Genomic DNA, 16,994 nt, shown 5'->3' with positions numbered 1-16,994 from the left:
GCCAGGGCGCGATCATCGATATGCGCACGTTCTGTTCGGCTCAAAGAGGTTGAAGACATGAGATAACTATCTTCGACGAGGCAACGAACTCGAATGGGCCGTAAGGCTAAATTAACCCTCGGGCCTTGGTTGTTTGCATAAGTTCTTGCRTYTGGARCCCAGTAGTTGGGTCAGAACGGGTCCTCGTTCTGCAAGAAGAAGCCCGACATGGGTTTTGAGGAAAATGCAGCTCCGCGCAGCTTTGCCCGCCGTCGCGGTGAAACACCCGTGTGGGGCTGGCAGAAGGCCCACTGGCACCTGCTCGCCCAGCCCGAGTGGGATGGCGCGGCGCTGAACAGGAAGCGGGTCTGGCGCGACGAAGGCCTAGTGTGTAAACCCAGCGGGCCGGCAATGGCCGAGTCGGCCGAGAGCTGGTACAGGAGAATGAGGTTCTGCGCAGGACTGCTGCGTAGCCAGCACGACCTGACTCGAATAGACGTAGTACCACCGCAGGCGCGGGCAAAGACGGCCGGGAAACTCACGCCAATCGAATATAAAACAATCAACCGGAGCGCGCTCACAGCGGCCTAACACCGCGAGCCAAACAAAAGCCGCGGCGGTCCCGCGGGCGTACGCGTGTTACTTAGGACTTGCGTCTGGAAGTCTCCGAGACGCCCCCCGCCACGCTCTCCAGGGCAGACAGGGCTAGCCACAGCTGAGCTCGGTCACGCATCGAACTCAGATCACGGCCCGTCAGCTGTTCTATCCTGCGGAGACGGTAGGCGAGAGTGTGTTTGTGCACAAATAGTTGATCAGCGGCGACTTGCAGCCGTCCTTCATGCGAAAAATAGACCTGCAGGGACTCCATAAGGTCAGCATCTTTGGACTCGTCATAGTCAAGTATGGGACCCAGAGTGTTTTTTACGAGTTGAGCAAGTGCCGAAGGGGCAGATGGTAGCCATTGCCCCCATTCCTCTTCGGAAACGAAGTAACCGACGCCGCTCACGGGATCTCGGCGTCCATGCCGTTCGGCCCAGATTGCTTCACGGCGAGCTACGGCCGCGTCTATCAGCGATGCTCTGCTCGCGCTCACTCCAATACGTACTGGCAGGGTCGACGCAATCGTGTGCAGGATAGTAACAGAATGTGATGGCAGGGCCACTAGTGTCCGATCGTTTTCGGTCAGAAGCAAATGCACGATGCCTTGGTCGCTGAGTCGATGTTGAATTTCTCGGTCGACCTGCTGCGCCACAGGCTGGGAAGGGTCAATTCGTACAGATGCAACGCTTAGTCCATCTTCGAAGTTGGTTCCCCAACCTCCCTCGAGATCGCTTGAGAGTTGCACCGGATGCTCCCCATGCATGTATTGCCCGAAGAGTTCGGCTCCCTCGCGTCGACGAACTTCTCGATCGGCGTACAGTGCGGTGAGCTCCAGGCGGGCGATTGTTTCGATGTGTCCGAAGACGCTGAAACCGGCCGCAGCCCGGCCGGAGCCCTGAGCCACGAGAAATCCAGCTCGCCGACCCGACACGTTAATCGGGCGGGCGTAACCCCTTGGGATCGCGAGTGACGACCAGCGGCTTGACGTCGGCACCGTGCGCCGCACATGCTCGAGTAAGCCTTCCGGGAGGTTCCTGAATCCGGGTAGCAGTGCGCGACCGTCATCGTCTGTCAGAAATAGCTCGTACCCACTGATGTTCTCAATCTGCCTGAACCGGTGTGAGGACTCGATCTCGTCTTCCCGAGGCGTGATGGTTTCAAAGATTCGAATGGCAGTCACTAGTTCTTTTTGGATCTCCCCGTTATTGGCCGCGGCCACAAACTTCACGATGGCGATGTGAGCGGTCTCACGAGGAACACGCATGATGGGAAAACCGAGGTCGTCTGCTTTCTGGAGCATCAGATCACTCAGGTCCGGGCCACGAAAACCGATCGCAAGGCCGGCTGCTCCTCGCTCCTGCAGCCGCGTAAGAAATTCGACCTGCTCGTCGGGGTCTTCGGCTAGGTGAGCGCCCGTGACAATCACCAGTTCACCGCCATCGACCCATCCTCCGACGTCCGCAACGTCATAGACGTGAGCCCATGAAACAGTTCGTTCAAGCCCTGATCTACCTGCAAGCAGCGCCAATTTCCACGATGACATCTCTAGTAAGTCCGCGATGCAAATAGTTGTGGGCATGCCTCAGCTCCGTTTCGCGAGCGGTCTTCATCAAGTGCGGCGAGCGGGTACGCCACGCTTCAACAGCGCTCGGCCCCAGATCCCGCCCGAACTGGCCGTGGATTTGTTATGTCTGCACACAGGATACAAGCTAACAACTGGTTGGGTTACACAAATGCTTCGGGGATGTGACCTGCCGAGGGATGCGAAATTCAGCCAATAAAACAGTGCCCGTCAAGGATGGCCAATATGTTTCCTGACTATTCCCACCCGGCGTTGCCGACACGCCTTCGGTTGTACGGAAACCTTCCGGAGTGTCCCCCCGGCCTGCTGCTGATGTCGACGGGCAAACCCATCGCTGATCGAAAATTCCTCACGGGTCAGGTTCGGGCAGGGCAACCGTGGACTTCACTGCAGCTACGGGCTTGTCACAGCCCTGGGGCAAGGGATCGGTCCACCATCGATGCTAACGACTGTGGGACAGCTCATGCGGTGATCATGGCCAGTGTCCACATCCGGCGTCCTGCAACGAGCCGTTGCCGCCAAAGAGGATTGGTCGATCAAGCACGCTGGACGCGGGGCCGGCCGCGAAATGCTCCGCTCCACTCCGGGTTCTGGAAACTTGGTCGCCCCATTTCAACCGCGTTCTGTTTCAGGAAACAATAGGGCGGGTGCGCTTTGGTCTACGAACCAATTGATGGCGGGGGATCAGTGCTGCAAAGTTTCCTACAGGAGAAGTGGTTGAAGTCACAAACGGGTATCCGTTCCTGACTCAGAGATTAGCTGGAAACCACGATGATTGAGAGGAATCAGATGTTGTCCAAGAAGTTGCTGGTCGGCATAACAGGTCTGGCGATGGTGGCGTCCCTTGCTGCTTGTGCTCCGGATACTGAAGGCAATGCTTCAGCCAGACAGGGAAATGGCGAACAAAATTTGACATTCGTCAACTACGGCGGAACCAGTATGACTGCCGCCACCAAGGGGTGGTTGGAGCCGTTCTCTAAGGAAAAGGGCGTTAACTTCAAGACCGACAGTCCCAGTGATCCGGCAAAGGTCAAGACCATGGTTGAAGCTGGTAGGACGACCTGGGACATCGTCGACCTTGATGCTGCTTCGGGTGGGTCTGGGTGTGGAGTTCTCTACGAAAAACGCGGGCCTGAGGTGGACATGAGCGCAGTCGACCCGAAGTACATCACAGACGAGTGCGGCGTCCCGGTTATGCTGGCTCCGATTGGGCTCGTGTACAACAAGAAGCTCTATGGGGACAAACCGCCGACTAAGATCACGGACTTCATGGATGTTAAGAACTTTCCCGGTCGCCGCGCGATTTTCAACTATGCGGTCGGAGGCTTCGAGCCGTTGCTAGTTGCGGATGGGGTTGCTCCTGACAAGATGTACCCGGTCGACTACAACCGCGCTGAAAACGTCATCAAGAAGCTTGGCAGTGACCTCACTCTCCAAGGCACGCTGGCCCAGCAGAACCAGATGTTGGAGTCTGGTGACTTCGGTACCTGCTTGTGCTACCTGGGTCGCGCCGCTCTTGCGTCAGCAAATGGTGCTGACATCGGAGTCGTTTGGGATAGTGCCTATTTTGTCTGGGATGCGGTCTACGCAGTCAAGGGGTCACGTAGCCCGGAGGCCCAACAGTCGTTCCTCTCCTATGTAGCCACGCCCAAGGCCCAAGCTGCATTCACTAAGTACCAGCCATACGCCCCAACCACCCCATCGTCGAACCTGGACGAGGTTTCTGACATATACAAGAGCTTCCTGCCAGCCGGTCATGAGGACGAGATAGGAACCCCGGCTGTATACGATGCACGCTGGTGGACTGAGAACAATGACGAGGCCATGGCGACCTGGACTCGGATTACTGCGGGCTAATGAGCAAGCTCCTTGAAGACGAGCCGGTGCGCAATTCAGTCACGTCGCGGGACAACCCAACACTAACCGTCCGCAAATCCAAACGCGGACTCGTTCCAAATCGATGGTCGTTGTTCGTCGTACCAGCGGTCATCTTCATTGCGGTGTTCTTCGCATATCCCGTACTAGCGATGTTTACCAAAAGCTTCACTGACTTCCCCACACCAGGAGAGTCACTGTGGGCAAACTATTCTTGGTTCGTCAATAGCGAAGTCCAACGCGCTATCATCGTCCGGACCCTGGTCGTTGGATTCTCAGTCACAGCAATCTGCCTGGTGCTGGGATTTCCATTTGCATATCTGATGACAGTCGTCTCGCTACGTTGGCGTTTCGTGATGCTTGCTGTGGTGCTGATGCCTTTTTGGACCAGCATGGTCGTTCGGACGTACTCCTGGGTGGTGTTGTTGCAGGACAGCGGGATCGTCAGAGAGTCCTTCGGCGCGCTTGGCATCGAAACACCCCGGCTCCTGGGAACCACCACCGCTGTCATAATGGGTTCAACCCAGGTGTTGTTGCCCTTCATGATCCTGCCCCTATTCACATCTCTACTGAAGATCGATCGGTCGTTGCTACAGGCGGCCGGCAGCCTTGGGGCCAAACCCCTAACGGCATTTATGAAGATCTACCTCCCGCTGGCGGTGCCTGGGATTTTGGCTGGATGCACCATCGTTTTCATCCTCAGCTTGGGCTTCTACTTCACGCCGGCGCTACTTGGTTCACCGCAAAACAGCCTGGTCGCGCAGCAGATCGTTGATCAGGTTTCGAAACTTCTAGCCTTCGGACGTGGTGGAACAATTGCCCTAGTTTTGCTTGTTGTCGCGGTCCTGCTCCTCGGCATCGGGGCCATTACCTCTCGTCGGATAGCACCGTCTCAAGACAGAAGGGGAGCAAATGAATAACAAAGCATCGGGAAAGAGCCCGGCCTTGGTAGCCTTTTGTGTCTTAGCCGGCTTGCTTTTGATCGCTCCAACTCTGGTGGTGGTTCCGCTCAGCTTCAATGAGAAGCAGTCCTACACACTCCCAACTGGATGGTCGTTGCGTTGGTATGAAAACTTCTTTTCCGATTCGGCTTGGTTTGACTCAGCTATGCTTTCGCTGCGGGTTGCCCCAGTAGTTGCTTTGATCGCCACCGTCCTCGGGACAGCGGCGTCGCTCGCCCTGGTTCGCGGCTCAGGAAGATGGCGCCAACCAGTTCAGGCCCTCTTGGTCTCGCCAATGGTCGTCCCTGGCGTCATCGTAGCGATCGGCATCTATTACGTGTTTCTGCGATGGCACCTCACCGAGACCTTCATAGGATTCGTGATTGCACATACGATCATGGCGGTGCCTTTCGTGATAGTCACGGTCTCAGCGAGCCTTCAAGGAGTCGATAGACAAATCGAAAGGGCCGCGGCGGTTCTAGGAGCTTCACCGTTGAAGACATTCTTCACAATCACACTGCCCATAGTGATGCCTGGGATCCTAACTGGTGCACTGTTCGCTTTCCTGACATCGTTCGATGAATCGATTATTTCCTTGTTTCTATCGGGCCCGTCCAACCGAACGCTGCCGGTCCAGCTATATCAGAGCGTGACAGCAGAAATTGATCCAACTGGCGCCGCTGCCGCGACAATTTTGATCACGCTCACCAGTCTTTTATTGCTACTAGTTGGATTAGTTACCGTGCGAAGGAGCACATCGAAATGACAATGGGCCATGGCGCACGTGTAGAACTACACAATCTGGGCAAGACCTATGGTGACACTTCCGTTCTTCGCGACGTGTCGCTAGACCTCGCTCCCGGCGAGTTCATGACTTTTCTGGGTCCGAGTGGTTCTGGCAAAACGACGACCCTAAACATCGTCGCTGGATTCGTAACGCCGGACGATGGGGACGTCACAGTGGCGGGGACACCTATTTCAAAACTTCCGCCGCATCGCAGGAACATAGGCATGGTCTTTCAGAATTATGCCCTGTTTCCGCATATGACAGTTGCAGGCAACGTGGCTTTTCCTCTGAAGCAACGCCGGGTCGACAGAAGAAGCATTTCAAAAGCAGTTGGTGAGATCCTTGAACTGGTTGGACTCGGCAACCTCGCGCATCGATACCCGCGGGAGCTTTCCGGGGGGCAGCAACAACGCGTGGCCTTAGCCCGCGCGCTCGTGTACGAACCCCAGGTACTGCTACTCGACGAGCCACTCGGAGCCCTCGACAAGCGGCTTCGAGAAGGTCTGCAGCTTGAAATCATGCGCATTCACCGCGATTTGGGTATCACATTCATCTTTGTGACACATGATCAAGACGAGGCACTCATGATGTCTGACAGGATCGCTGTGTTCAACCATGGCGAGGTAAAACAAGTTGGAACGGCCGAAGAGCTCTACGAACGCCCGGCCAGCCTTTTCGTAGCAGAGTTTCTCGGCAATTCCAACGTGCTCCCAGGACATCTGATTACTTCGCGGGGTCGGTCTCTGTTTAAGTCAGACGGCTATGAATTGGAACTTTCATCGACAGCCGCTTTCGACTCCCACGGTTCGCATGCGCTGATGGTTCGCCCCGAACGAATCCGCCTCAAGCATCCGCAGGGCGTCGAGAACCTGGCCGGCTTCAACGTGCTTCGCGGCAATGTGGCCCAAGTCATCTATATGGGAGGTAAGCGTCGAGTACACGTCGATGTCGAAGGTGTAGAAAAACGCATGGTCGTAGACGAGCCTGCCGCAGGTAGTCTGCTGAATGAGAGGGAGCAGGTGCTGGTTTGCTGGGCCCCCAATGACGGAGTCCTGATGAGCGTTGAGGACGCGCATCCCCTCGCACAAGACGGCGTGACGAATATAGGTCAAACTACTCCACCCATTTCGGTCAAGGTAGGCGCGCCAGGCTAGCGCCTGTGCTGCGAGAGGTCAAAGCCGTGCGCACAAGTATTAGCGCTTTCAAGCCATTCGATCACAGACAAGAAACATGAGGCACTCACAATGCACGAGATGAACGCCGAAGATCGCGATCTGAAGGTTGCGATCTATGGAACTGGAAAGCTGTCAGCTCTCCTTCTAGAGTTTGCCCCGGCTTCGGGACTCGAAATCGTGGCGGGAGTGACCACTGATCCGGCCAAGAGCGGGAGAGACTTTGGCGAGCTTCTTTTGGGCGACCCGTGTGGGATCCCGGTAACTGATGATCTGGAATCCGTTCTTGCCGGTCACATTGATGTCCTCTTGTACGGCGGCCACGGCGGCTCCAAGATGTTTGAAGTCTTGGATGCATGCGCCGACGCGGGCGTTGACGTCGTGACATCCGTGAGCATGTTCAGCGACGAGTCTCGGCGCGAAGACCTGGAATCGCTAGAGCGCCGTGCCGTAATCGGAGGTGCCCGCATTATCGGCACGGGTCTGGTTCCTGGTTTTAGGCTCGACTACATGCCGGTGGCGCTTGCATCGACCATACCTGATCCGGTCTGTGTCTTCGGTCGCCATGTGAGTGTCATCTCCACCTGGACTGAACACGTCCTTGTAGAGGAAGGTGGCATCGGTGTAAGACGAGAAGGCGGCGGAAGCGCCCTCTTCGGATATCTTGAGGAGGCCTTCTGGTCCCTTGTCCACGGGTTGGGTCTTGAGCTCGATTCGGTGGAGCGTGACAGTAAGCAGCTCACGACTCCCTTCGAAACGGCTGTGGGCGGCGTTGCCGTTCCTGCGGATGGCGTTATCGGCTTCTTCCACACCATCACCGGCACGATCGAAGGTAACGAACGTGTCAAGTTGGAATGGACAAGTTCCCGTGAGGTCCCCGAAGATCCGGCTGAGGGAACCGAACTGGTTGTGACTGGACCGAGGGGCCTGAGGTCGCGGATTGTTCTAAATCTCCCCCGTGATGGCTACCCAGGCACTGCAGCGCGGATGATCAAGGCCGTTCGTCCGCTGGGGGCGTTGCGCCCTGGTATAAAGCGGGTTCACGAGTTGTCGCTCCGCTGAACGCCAGCTGACGTGAGCGGCTCGTGGCGGCTAACGCCACGGAGCCGGTTGCCGCGTTCGCCGGATCCTTGGGGCTGGAGGTCAAGTTGCTGCCGCTGCGGGATCCGGGGTCCAAGGGCATGGTCGCGCGGAGGAACAGGTTCTTCCGGCAACGCTTCGTGCCGGGCCTGGACTACCGCTCGCCAGCGGATTTCAACCTGAGTTGGCTCACGGGCTGTGGGCTCGTGGCGAACTGTGCCGCTGACCTGCGGTGATGTTCGCGGGTGGGCGGTTTTTCACACACTAATGGGTTTGTTCTAGTGTCACCATGTGGCATTCATCAGGAGGGTCGGACGGCCTCGGGCGGTACCGGGGTGCAGATCGCTGAGTATGTCCGGGGCCGGCAGCGCATGGTTGAGCACGTCGGCTCGGCGCATACGGAGGCCGAGCTCGGTGTGCTGCTGGCGCGTGCCCGCGAGTTGCTGGAGCACCCTGCGCAGGGCGTCCTCGACCTCGGTGTTGAGCCCACTCCTCCAGTGCTGAGTCTGGTCGTTCCGGCCGACGATCCGGGCTTGTTCGACCTTGCCGCCACTGCAGAACCATCTGGGCGCGCCGGCCCGGCCCGCGGCAGCCCAGAACGCCTGGAGCGATTTCGTGCCGTTCCTGGACTACGACGTGGAAATCCGTCGGGTCATCGCAGCACCAACGCCATCGAGTCCGTCAACGCTAGGTACCGGCGCGCGGTCAGGGCCAGGGGTCATTTCCCCACCGAGCAGGCGGCCCTGAAATGTCCCTATCTGGCCACCCGGGCACTGGACCCGACCGGCAAAGGCAGGGCACGATGGGCCACGAGGTGGAAGCCGGCACTGAAAGCCTTCGCCATCACCTTCGAAGGAAGAATCAACTAAATGCCAGCCGCGGATCCACCGTTAAACCGACACACCCTGTAGATCTTGTTGTCAAGAGTGCATAGATGAGCGGCTCCTGGGTTTTGTTCCGGGGGCCGCTCATCGTGTACCGGCCGGTTGGGGTGTGATGCGGGCGAGTCGTTTTTCCGACTGCAGTGTCAGGCTGACATTCGCGGGTTGGTTACCGCATGACGATGTGTTCGACTGGAGCTTTATCGGTGTCTAAGATCGAGCGTCGACGGCTTGGGCTGTCTGCTCATAGTGCCTTCCAGAGTTAGCCCCAGGTTTTCATAGCGGGTCCGTGGGGATAGCGTGCTAATCAGGGAAAGGGTGCTCTGAACTGGGAAAATAGTGGTTGTCGAGACCGTTATTTGCCGAGCGAGGGAGCACCCTTTCGATGCAGAAGTCTACCGCTGTTTTTCCGTCCCTGCCGGCGAGAACTTCGCCCCTTCGCCGCCGTCCCCGGCCCAAAGGCCGAGGATGCCGCGTTCGCCGTTGGCGCTGACTCCGGTCGCGCGTAGACCGGCGGGTTGGTGATCTCCCCGTCCCGGACCTTGACGTGGATAGCGTCGATGAACACCACCGGATAGACCCGGTCCAGGGGCCGGTTCTGCCACTCGGTCATCTCGGCAATGACCTTCTCGGTGATCCTCGAGATGGTGTCCTTGGAGACCCGGGCACCGAAGACCTCGCCGACGTGCGCAGCGATCTCCCCGGTGGTAAGGCCCTTCGCGCTCAGCGACAACACGATCTCGTCGACTCCCGTCAGCCGCCGCTGTCGCTTCTTCACGATCTGCGGGTCGAACGTCGATCCGGTGTCTCGCGGCACATCGATCTCCACCGGGCCTATCTCGGTCATGACGGTCTTGGTGCGTGTGCGTGCGGGAGTTGCCGCTGCCGCGGCCGGACACGTCGTGTTTGCCGTAACCGAGGTGCTCGTCCATCTCCGCTTCCAGAGCGGTCTCCAGGACATTCTTCGTCAACCGGTTCAACAGCCCGCCCGGGCCGACGAGCTCGATTCCCTGCTCCCTGGACTGTGCCAGGAGCTGCTGCGATAACTCTTGCTGATCCACTTCAGTCGCCATGGGATCCATGGTTTCGCTCATGGTCAGTCCTCCCCGCCAGGCACCGCCCGTCGTGCCAGGCCAACCCCGGATCCACCGTTATTCAGACACTCCCACGAATTGCCCGTCGGAGCTAATCCAGGAGTACATCCGTGGCCAGATTGGGCAAGCTGAGTTCTTCAAGTTTGTAGAAAAGCAGACGCAGGCCACATTTCAGCCGTCGGCCGCCCTCCTTCCGGGGGGCGATCGTGATTGAGTAGAATCTCATCTGCCAGTTCTCGACCGCGGTCCGCCCTGTAGGTAGGTTACCGGCGGCGCCACTCAGGCTTCTCGATTCACCCTGTTCCACGGCCTACAGTCCATGAGGGCAGCTATTTATGGCGGGGGCCAAAGAATGCGGAATAGTCTGTTTCTCAGGCTAATGGATTACACATCATCCGCCCTCATATCGTGGTTGATGTGTCGATTTCAAGCATCCGCTCCACTTATGAGACAGCCCCCGGATTCGCGGAGACGTTTACGGGTTCGCGCGGCCAAAGCCTCCTGCCCGGCGGCTTTGGGCGTTCAACATTCGCACTAGCACGACGTATGCCAATGGCGGTACAAGGCTACGGGTGCTGGGTGCGGGACGATAACGGGAGGGAGCTCATCGACCTCAACAATAACTTCACGGCGTTGATTCATGGGCACGCACATCCGCAAATTACCGTTGCTGGCCAGCGCGCATTGTCCGACGGCGCATCGTTTGGTCTTCCGAATATGCATGAGATTCATCATGCGCGACTGATCCTTGAGCGAACGTTCTACCTTGAGCAGGTTCGCTACTGCAATTCGGGCACCGAGGCCGTGATGCTTGCCGTGCGGCTCGCACGAGCTGTGACGGGACGCAATAAAGTTGTGTTCGTTCGTTCCGCCTATCACGGCACCGCCGACTTGGCCTTGGTGCCTGGCGGGCACAAATCCCGACGAGGGATCCCGGAGGGCGTTGTGCAGGACTCGATCGAGGTGGCGATCAATGACGTTCGAGGCTTGGACAAGGTGTTCGAAGCGAGAGGCAAACAGATCGCGGCTGTCGTGATCGACCCAATGCCTAACCGTGCGGGCCTGATTGCAGCCACGCCAGAATTCCTTGACATGGCCCGCCGCAGGTGCAACGACACGGGTGCGTTGTTGGTTTCTGATGAAGTCATCGGGATCCGCCAGGCTTACAGCGGTGTGATGCATGCGAACGGTGTTGACCCTGATCTTCTTATAACGGGGAAGATTATTGGTGGGGGACTGCCAATCGGCGCAGTGCTAGGGCGGACGGAGATTATGGAGAACCTCTCTCCCCTGTCCCCTCAGGGGCTTGAGCACGGTGGCACGTTTAGTGCTAACCCAGTGTCAATGGCAACCGGCGTCGAGGCCTTGCGGCTCTTCTCCGAAGCTGAGGTCGGAAGGCTGAACCAAATGGGGGAGAAGATGCGGGGTGAGCTCCGTGCCAAACTAGATGGCTGTGGCTGGGAAGTGCGCGGGGGAGGATCCCTGCTCCGGTTGTTCCCGCAAAGTGCTGAGGCACTGGTTGCCAAGGATATGCAGATTTCACTCTGGTGGGAGTCCTATGACCGAGGTCTGCTCTTAATGCAGAACGGGCTCGCATCATTGTCCACACCGATGGACGAGCGCATAGCAGCAGATGTCGTCGACAGATTGGTGGATGCTGCCAAATGCGTCAGCGGTATGGCGAGAACAGTGTCCTAATGGGGGTGGCCACGAAACCAACGCCTACAGCGTCGAGCCCTCCGCGCGGGCCACAGCGCCTCAACCAGTCAGAATCCCCCGCGCCGAAGTGCTTGGATATGAACACCTCCCCGCTTTCCCCGCGTCGGCTGGGTGACTGCGAAGGCTTGGAGTACGGGGACCACGTTGAGGTCGCGGAAGGCGGGGTTGTTGTATTCGACGGCACCATCCACGACATACTTCACGGGCACAACGTCATCTGGGTTCAAGGATCAGTGCGGCATCTCGGAGAGCGAAAGCTATTCGTGCTTCACGATGAAGCGGTCTACTTGAAAACAGCGCCCTCCAAAGCAATCGACCCAACCAAGTCTTACTGAATCAAGCCTATTAGGAGTCAAACATGAGTAAGTATGCTGTGATCGATCCGGCGACGGGGGAGCTTGTCAAGGCGTATCAGGAGGCGACGGATGCCGAGATCGAACTCGCTCTCTCAAAGGCGCAACGTGCTTATGAGGAGTGGTCGAGGAAGACGACTCTGGCCGAGCGAGTCGAGCTCGCTCGTCGCGCTGCCGATTTGTTCGTCGAACGCAAGGAAGAGCTCGGCGCACTGAGTAACCGCGAAATGGGAAAGTTGCTGCCGTCTGCAATCGGCGAGGCGGCGTACTCAGGGACGATTACACGCACTTTCGCGGATAAGGCCGAGGAATGGCTGGCGGATGAGCCTGTGGAGGCCAATGACGGCCTCCATGGTTTCGTGCGGAAGCAGGGGCTTGGGGTGATCCTCGGGATCATGCCCTGGAACTACCCCTACTATCAGGTCGCGCGGTTCGCGGCGCCCAACCTGATCCTGGGCAACACGGTGATTGTGAAACATGCGAACCAGTGTCCTGAGTCTGCGAAGGCCATCGAGCAGGTGTTCCTCGATGCGGGCTTCCCTGAGGGCGCCTATGTCAACGTGTACGCGACGCACGATCAGATCTCCACGATCATCGCAGACGACCGGGTGCAGGGCGTCTCGCTCACTGGGTCGGAGCGTGCGGGCGCGATCGTCGCCGAACAGGCGGGACGCCACTTGAAGAAGGCGGTACTGGAGCTCGGCGGCTCAGATCCGTTTATTGTCCTGGAGACTTCCGACATCGATCACGCGGTGGCTCAGGCAGTGTCGGCGCGTCTCGACAATACCGGCCAGTCCTGCAATGGCTCGAAGCGCATTATCGTGATTGACGCTCACTACGATGAATTTGCGGAGAAGTTCACCACGGCGATCGGGGCGAAATCATACGATAATGGCGATTTCGCACCTCTGTCGTCGGCCTCGGCGACGGAGACGCTAAGGGAACAAGTGCAAGCCGCCGTCGACCATGGCGCAAAGCTGCTCGTCGGCGACCTCGACCCGACTGGCAACGTTTTTACCCCTGGCGTGCTCACCGACATTACGCCGGAGATGGACGTCTTCAGCGAGGAGTTGTTCGGCCCGGTCGCGCAGTTGTACCGCGTGGCGGACGAGGTCGAGGCTATCCGACTGGCCAACGCAACCCCATATGGCCTGGGCTCAGTCATCATCGCCGACGACCTAGAGCAGGCGGAGCGCGTGGGGAACCAACTGGACACCGGCATGGTCTTCATTGGAGCCGCCGGATTGGAGGGAACGGATGTGCCATTCGGCGGAGTCAAGCGTTCCGGATTCGGACGCGAACTGGGGAAGTATGGGTTCGAGGAGTTCGCGAACAAGAAGCTGTTCCGTTTCGCCAAATAATCGCCGAGCGGCCGCGCCGGATCGGCGCGGCCACCCTCGGTGGCTTACGACGATCAGCAGCATAGCCTCGTGGCGAAATGGTGCCCCAAAGGGCCTAGTCGCTGAAGCCGGTCCCCGGAGAGAGGTTCGGCCAGTCGGCCCAGGAAAGGATCGTATCGATCCCGCATGGCCGTGTTGGTGGCAGTGGATAGAGACTGAAAAGAAACCTCGGGGTAACGCATCCCGCGAAAACCTGCGAACTATCAGAGGAAGAAAATGAAAATCGTTGTCCTGGTCAAGGAGGTCCCGGACACCTATGGGGATCGAAAGCTCAACCTTGAGACGGGCTTGGCCGATCGCGGTGCGAGCGAAGCCGTGCTTGACGAAATCAACGAGCGTTCGGTTGAGGTCGCGCTCAGCTACGCTGAAACCGAGAGTGGCACCGAAGTCGTGCTCGTCTCGGTCGCCCCGCCTTCGGCCACCGCAACCATCCGCAAAGGTCTCGCCATGGGCGCCCACCGCGCGGTACATGTTGAGGATGAGGCGTTACTTGGAGCCGACCTAAGGTTGACCGCTGAGACGCTTGCTGCTGTTACCAAGCGAATTGGGTTCGACCTGATCATCGCAGGTAACTCTTCTACCGACGGCTCCGGAGGGATGATCCCCGCACTCGTCGCCGAATTGCTCGACGTGCCCCACGCGACTGGGCTGAGCTCGGTCATGGTCTCCCCCGGCGCTGTCTCCGGCAGCCGCCCGATCGAAGGCGGAGTGGATCAGGTGTCTACCACGCTGCCGGCGGTCATCTCGATCACCGAGGCTTTGCCTGATGCCCGCTTCCCGAATTTCAAGGGGATAGTCGCCGCGAAGAAGAAGCCGATCGAGAAACTTTCGCTCGCAGATCTCGGCATAAATGCCGAGGATCCCAAAGCTGCGCGCTCAATCATGTTGGCGGTGTCTGAGCGACCGACGCGTGCCGCGGGAATCAAGATTTTCGCCGAGGGGAACGTGGGCGAGCAACTCGCGGACTTCCTCACGCAGAATAGCCTCACGTAAGGGGACATTGACCATGAACGAATTCGCTCCTGATGCCATCCTCGTCGTCACTCAGACCACACGGGCTGGCCTCCTCGATCCGGCGGCCGCTGGACTGTTGGGGGCCGCGGCTAAAGTCGGCACTCCCGTCGCGCTCGTACTCGCCGAGCCAGGTGCCGGCGAGGCAGCCGCGAAGACTGCGGCCCAGCATGGTGCGTCACATGTGATGATCGCAGAGACCCCAGGCATCAGCGGCCTGAACCGTGCCCTGGTGGGCGCCATCGAGACCGCGGTCAAGCAGGTGCTGCCCGATGCAATTCTCTTTTCCAACTCGACGGACGGCCGCGACCTCGCCGGCCGGTTCGCGGCTCGCTCACGAGTACCGCTCAGTGTCGACGCTATTGGGATTAGCCGCGACGAAGAGGGGGTGATCGCGCATCACTCCGTATACGGGGGAGCCTACAACGTCACGTCAACGACCACCTTCGGCCCACTGACCGTTACGGTCCGGCAGGGCGCCATCGAGGCGCGGGGAGCAGCGCAGCCGCTCGCCCTTACCGTATTGGACATAGCCCCTTGCGCTGCCAACTCCGCACAAGTCATGGATTTCCAGCCGGAGGCCTCGACCTCATCGCGGCCGGAGCTCCGTGGAGCGGAGAAAGTTGTCGCAGGTGGCCGCGGCCTCGGATCCGCTGAGAATTTCACACTCGTAGAACAACTTGCTGACGTACTCGGTGCGGCAGTCGGTGCCTCCCGTGCMGCGGTTGACGCCGGCTACGTCCCTCAGGCCCACCAAGTGGGTCAAACCGGTGTGTCGGTTTCGCCGCAGCTTTACCTTGCGCTTGGCATCTCGGGCGCTATCCAGCATCGTGCGGGCATGCAGACAGCCAAGACAATCGTCGCGATCAACAAAGACAGCGACGCGCCGATCTTTGATATCGCCGATTTCGGCGTGGTTGGCGATGTCTTCGCAGTGGTCCCTCAGCTCATCAAAGCCCTTGAATCACGAAAGAGTTAGCTGATAATGGCATCGTTCACTGGAGCGCTGCGGCGCGGTCTTCCTCGCGAAATGGGAGGCGAAGCCTGGCCAGCAGCCACGGAGGTCTCCGATGCTGTTCTCACTGCAACTGCTAATGGCTCCCCGAACTTCGTTGGGGGGAGCGCTTCTCAAGCTCCCCTACGCCGAGGACTCCCGCGCCTCCCAGGCCGCGAGGCCGAGTTCGTCAGACCAACGGGGCAATATCCCGCACCGGAGACCGCAGCTCAGTTGAAACTCGTTGGGGAGGCGCCTGGCGCCGCGCACCGCGCATTACGCGATGCAGAGCAGCCGGACATCACCACGGAAGAAATTAATCGACCGGCTGCGGCACCAACTGAAGAACAGACTCGATTGGGCGACGCCCTGAGCGTACACCGAGGCCTTCCGCCGACTACCGAAGCCCGGGCCATGCCGACCAGGTCCGCAGCCGCCACATCCACACCGTTGCCTTCAATATACGCGCTGACTCCGTCTCAGCAGGCGAAAGCCAGACTGAGAGGCGCTTCGCCATCTGCGAATCCAACAAAACGAAAGCGTGAACCGCAGGTATTTCTCTCTCGAACACTCGCAAGGTGGACAAAGCTCGGGGTACTCGGCGCCATCGGTTCAGTGATCGCCGCAGCAATCATCGTGCTAACCGCGCGCGGTGTAACGACGCTGCCGGGCGTTAACGAGTTCCTTGAACGCTATCCAGGCGATTACAACCCGCGCGAGGCCGTGGATCCGGGGTTCCCGGCGTGGGTCCGCTGGACCCACTTCCTGAATTTCTTCCTGATGGTCCTCATCATCCGTTCCGGCTGGTTGGTGCGCAGCCAGCAAAGGCCCCCGGCTTCCTGGACGTCGAAGCGCGGCGGCCAGAAGATCAGCATCAACCTGTGGCTGCATACTTCACTGGATGTGCTCTGGCTTGGGAACGGCCTCATCTTCGTGGTGCTGCTTTTCCTATCCGGACACTGGGTGCGGATCGTCCCCACTAGCTGGCAGGTCTTTCCCAACGCTGCATCGGCTTTGCTGCAATACCTGACGCTGCAGTGGCCGGTGGAAAACGGTTGGATCAACTTCAACGCCCTTCAGCAGATTATGTATTTCGTCGTAGTCTTCGTCGCATCCCCGTTGGCTGCAATTACCGGTGTGCGTATGAGCGTGTGGTGGCCAAGTAAAGCGACGCGGCTCAACCGGATCTACCCGGCTACTTTGGCACGGGCGATTCACTTCCCCACGATGCTCTTCTTCGCGTTCTTCATCCTCGTTCATGTTCTCCTCGTCATGTCGACTGGGGCGCTACGCAACCTAAACCACATGTTCGCTGGCACAGACCTCGTCAACTGGACTGGGTTCTGGCTCTTTGCCACGGGACTCGCCACCACAGTCGGCGCAGTGTTCGCGACGCGCCCCGTAGTTCTTGCCCCCATTGCCGGACTATTTGGCACGGTGAGCAAACGCTAATAGTCCTCTCCCCCGTCCAACAACACACAGGAACCGTCCAGTTGGTTAGCGACGCAACGAGGGACCATCAGGAC

The 16,994-nt window shown here is 58.9% G+C and carries 12 protein-coding genes and 4 pseudogenes; 14 read left to right on the top strand and 2 right to left on the bottom strand.

The window, feature by feature from the left end:
- Nucleotides 1-165 precede the first annotated feature (165 nt).
- Nucleotides 166-378 (top strand): annotated as a pseudogene (locus tag AB4089_RS22565) (IS3 family transposase); the annotation flags it as partial.
- A gap of 244 nt (nt 379-622) precedes the next feature.
- Here the strand turns inward: AB4089_RS22565 and AB4089_RS22560 are convergent.
- A complete protein-coding gene (locus tag AB4089_RS22560) occupies nt 623-2,158 on the bottom strand; it encodes a PucR family transcriptional regulator (RefSeq protein ID WP_441411504.1) in 1,536 nt (511 codons plus the stop codon).
- 774 nt (nt 2,159-2,932) lie between these two features.
- On the opposite strand from AB4089_RS22560, the gene AB4089_RS22555 reads away from it, so the two are divergent.
- From AB4089_RS22555 to AB4089_RS22520, 8 genes and pseudogenes are all read left to right on the top strand, one after another.
- Nucleotides 2,933-4,018 carry an extracellular solute-binding protein gene (locus AB4089_RS22555; protein ID WP_441411503.1) on the top strand — a complete coding sequence of 362 codons (1,086 nt, stop codon included), beginning with the start codon at nt 2,933-2,935 and terminating at the stop codon, nt 4,016-4,018.
- Nucleotides 4,018-4,956, top strand: a complete 939-nt coding sequence (locus AB4089_RS22550) for an ABC transporter permease (RefSeq protein WP_441411502.1) — start codon at nt 4,018-4,020, stop codon at nt 4,954-4,956. Before AB4089_RS22555 ends, AB4089_RS22550 begins: the two co-directional genes overlap by 1 nt.
- Entirely contained in the window at nt 4,949-5,743 is a 795-nt protein-coding gene (locus AB4089_RS22545; RefSeq protein ID WP_441411501.1) for an ABC transporter permease, read from the top strand. The genes AB4089_RS22550 and AB4089_RS22545 overlap by 8 nt, the downstream gene beginning before the upstream one ends.
- Nucleotides 5,740-6,918: an ABC transporter ATP-binding protein gene (locus AB4089_RS22540; RefSeq protein ID WP_441411500.1), complete on the top strand. Its 1,179-nt coding sequence runs from the start codon at nt 5,740-5,742 to the stop codon at nt 6,916-6,918. Before AB4089_RS22545 ends, AB4089_RS22540 begins: the two co-directional genes overlap by 4 nt.
- 99 nt (nt 6,919-7,017) lie before the next feature.
- Nucleotides 7,018-7,998 carry a hypothetical protein gene (locus AB4089_RS22535; protein WP_441411499.1) on the top strand — a complete coding sequence of 327 codons (981 nt, stop codon included), beginning with the start codon at nt 7,018-7,020 and terminating at the stop codon, nt 7,996-7,998.
- A 23-nt stretch (nt 7,999-8,021) separates the two neighbouring features.
- Nucleotides 8,022-8,252 carry a hypothetical protein gene (locus AB4089_RS22530; protein ID WP_441411498.1) on the top strand — a complete coding sequence of 77 codons (231 nt, stop codon included), beginning with the start codon at nt 8,022-8,024 and terminating at the stop codon, nt 8,250-8,252.
- Nucleotides 8,253-8,307: 55 nt separating this feature from the next.
- A pseudogene (locus AB4089_RS22525) lies at nt 8,308-8,603 on the top strand (IS1634 family transposase); the annotation flags it as partial.
- A gap of 13 nt (nt 8,604-8,616) precedes the next feature.
- A pseudogene (locus AB4089_RS22520) lies at nt 8,617-8,885 on the top strand (transposase); the annotation flags it as partial.
- Between the two features lie 437 nt (nt 8,886-9,322).
- Here the strand turns inward: AB4089_RS22520 and AB4089_RS22515 are convergent.
- Nucleotides 9,323-9,970, bottom strand: a pseudogene (locus AB4089_RS22515) (IS256 family transposase); the annotation flags it as partial.
- A gap of 438 nt (nt 9,971-10,408) precedes the next feature.
- Between AB4089_RS22515 and AB4089_RS22510 the strand changes: the two are divergent.
- The 5 genes from AB4089_RS22510 to AB4089_RS22490 all read left to right on the top strand — a co-directional run bounded on the left by AB4089_RS22510 (nt 10,409) and on the right by AB4089_RS22490 (nt 16,920).
- Nucleotides 10,409-11,689, top strand: coding sequence for an aspartate aminotransferase family protein (locus AB4089_RS22510; RefSeq protein ID WP_441411497.1), 1,281 nt, complete (start codon nt 10,409-10,411; stop codon nt 11,687-11,689).
- Nucleotides 11,690-12,068: 379 nt separating this feature from the next.
- The gene (locus tag AB4089_RS22505; protein ID WP_441411496.1) at nt 12,069-13,424 is read left to right on the top strand and encodes an NAD-dependent succinate-semialdehyde dehydrogenase; all 1,356 of its coding nucleotides are present in this window, start codon (nt 12,069-12,071) and stop codon (nt 13,422-13,424) included.
- A 255-nt stretch (nt 13,425-13,679) separates the two neighbouring features.
- The gene (locus tag AB4089_RS22500) at nt 13,680-14,456 is read left to right on the top strand and encodes an electron transfer flavoprotein subunit beta/FixA family protein (protein ID WP_441411495.1); all 777 of its coding nucleotides are present in this window, start codon (nt 13,680-13,682) and stop codon (nt 14,454-14,456) included.
- A gap of 13 nt (nt 14,457-14,469) precedes the next feature.
- On the top strand, nt 14,470-15,453 hold the full coding sequence (locus tag AB4089_RS22495) for an electron transfer flavoprotein subunit alpha/FixB family protein (protein ID WP_441411494.1): 984 nt from the start codon (nt 14,470-14,472) through the stop codon (nt 15,451-15,453).
- Between the two features lie 630 nt (nt 15,454-16,083).
- Nucleotides 16,084-16,920: a cytochrome b/b6 domain-containing protein gene (locus AB4089_RS22490; protein ID WP_441411493.1), complete on the top strand. Its 837-nt coding sequence runs from the start codon at nt 16,084-16,086 to the stop codon at nt 16,918-16,920.
- Nucleotides 16,921-16,994: the final 74 nt, after the last annotated feature.

This window comes from Arthrobacter sp. 2MCAF15, assembly GCF_052115605.1.
Classification (GTDB): Bacteria; Actinomycetota; Actinomycetes; order Actinomycetales; family Micrococcaceae; genus Arthrobacter.
This window is presented reverse-complemented; position numbering and strand designations above follow the sequence as displayed.

What these genes read in the sequence shown, in the direction of transcription:
- AB4089_RS22560 (WP_441411504.1), bottom strand. Translation starts at nt 2,158, where the DNA reads ATGCCCACAACTATTTGCATCGCGGACTTACTAGAGATGTCATCGTGG.
- AB4089_RS22555 (WP_441411503.1), top strand. Translation starts at nt 2,933, where the DNA reads ATGATTGAGAGGAATCAGATGTTGTCCAAGAAGTTGCTGGTCGGCATA.
- AB4089_RS22550 (WP_441411502.1), top strand. Translation starts at nt 4,018, where the DNA reads ATGAGCAAGCTCCTTGAAGACGAGCCGGTGCGCAATTCAGTCACGTCG.
- AB4089_RS22545 (WP_441411501.1), top strand. Translation starts at nt 4,949, where the DNA reads ATGAATAACAAAGCATCGGGAAAGAGCCCGGCCTTGGTAGCCTTTTGT.
- AB4089_RS22540 (WP_441411500.1), top strand. Translation starts at nt 5,740, where the DNA reads ATGACAATGGGCCATGGCGCACGTGTAGAACTACACAATCTGGGCAAG.
- AB4089_RS22535 (WP_441411499.1), top strand. Translation starts at nt 7,018, where the DNA reads ATGAACGCCGAAGATCGCGATCTGAAGGTTGCGATCTATGGAACTGGA.
- AB4089_RS22505 (WP_441411496.1), top strand. Translation starts at nt 12,069, where the DNA reads ATGAGTAAGTATGCTGTGATCGATCCGGCGACGGGGGAGCTTGTCAAG.
- AB4089_RS22500 (WP_441411495.1), top strand. Translation starts at nt 13,680, where the DNA reads ATGAAAATCGTTGTCCTGGTCAAGGAGGTCCCGGACACCTATGGGGAT.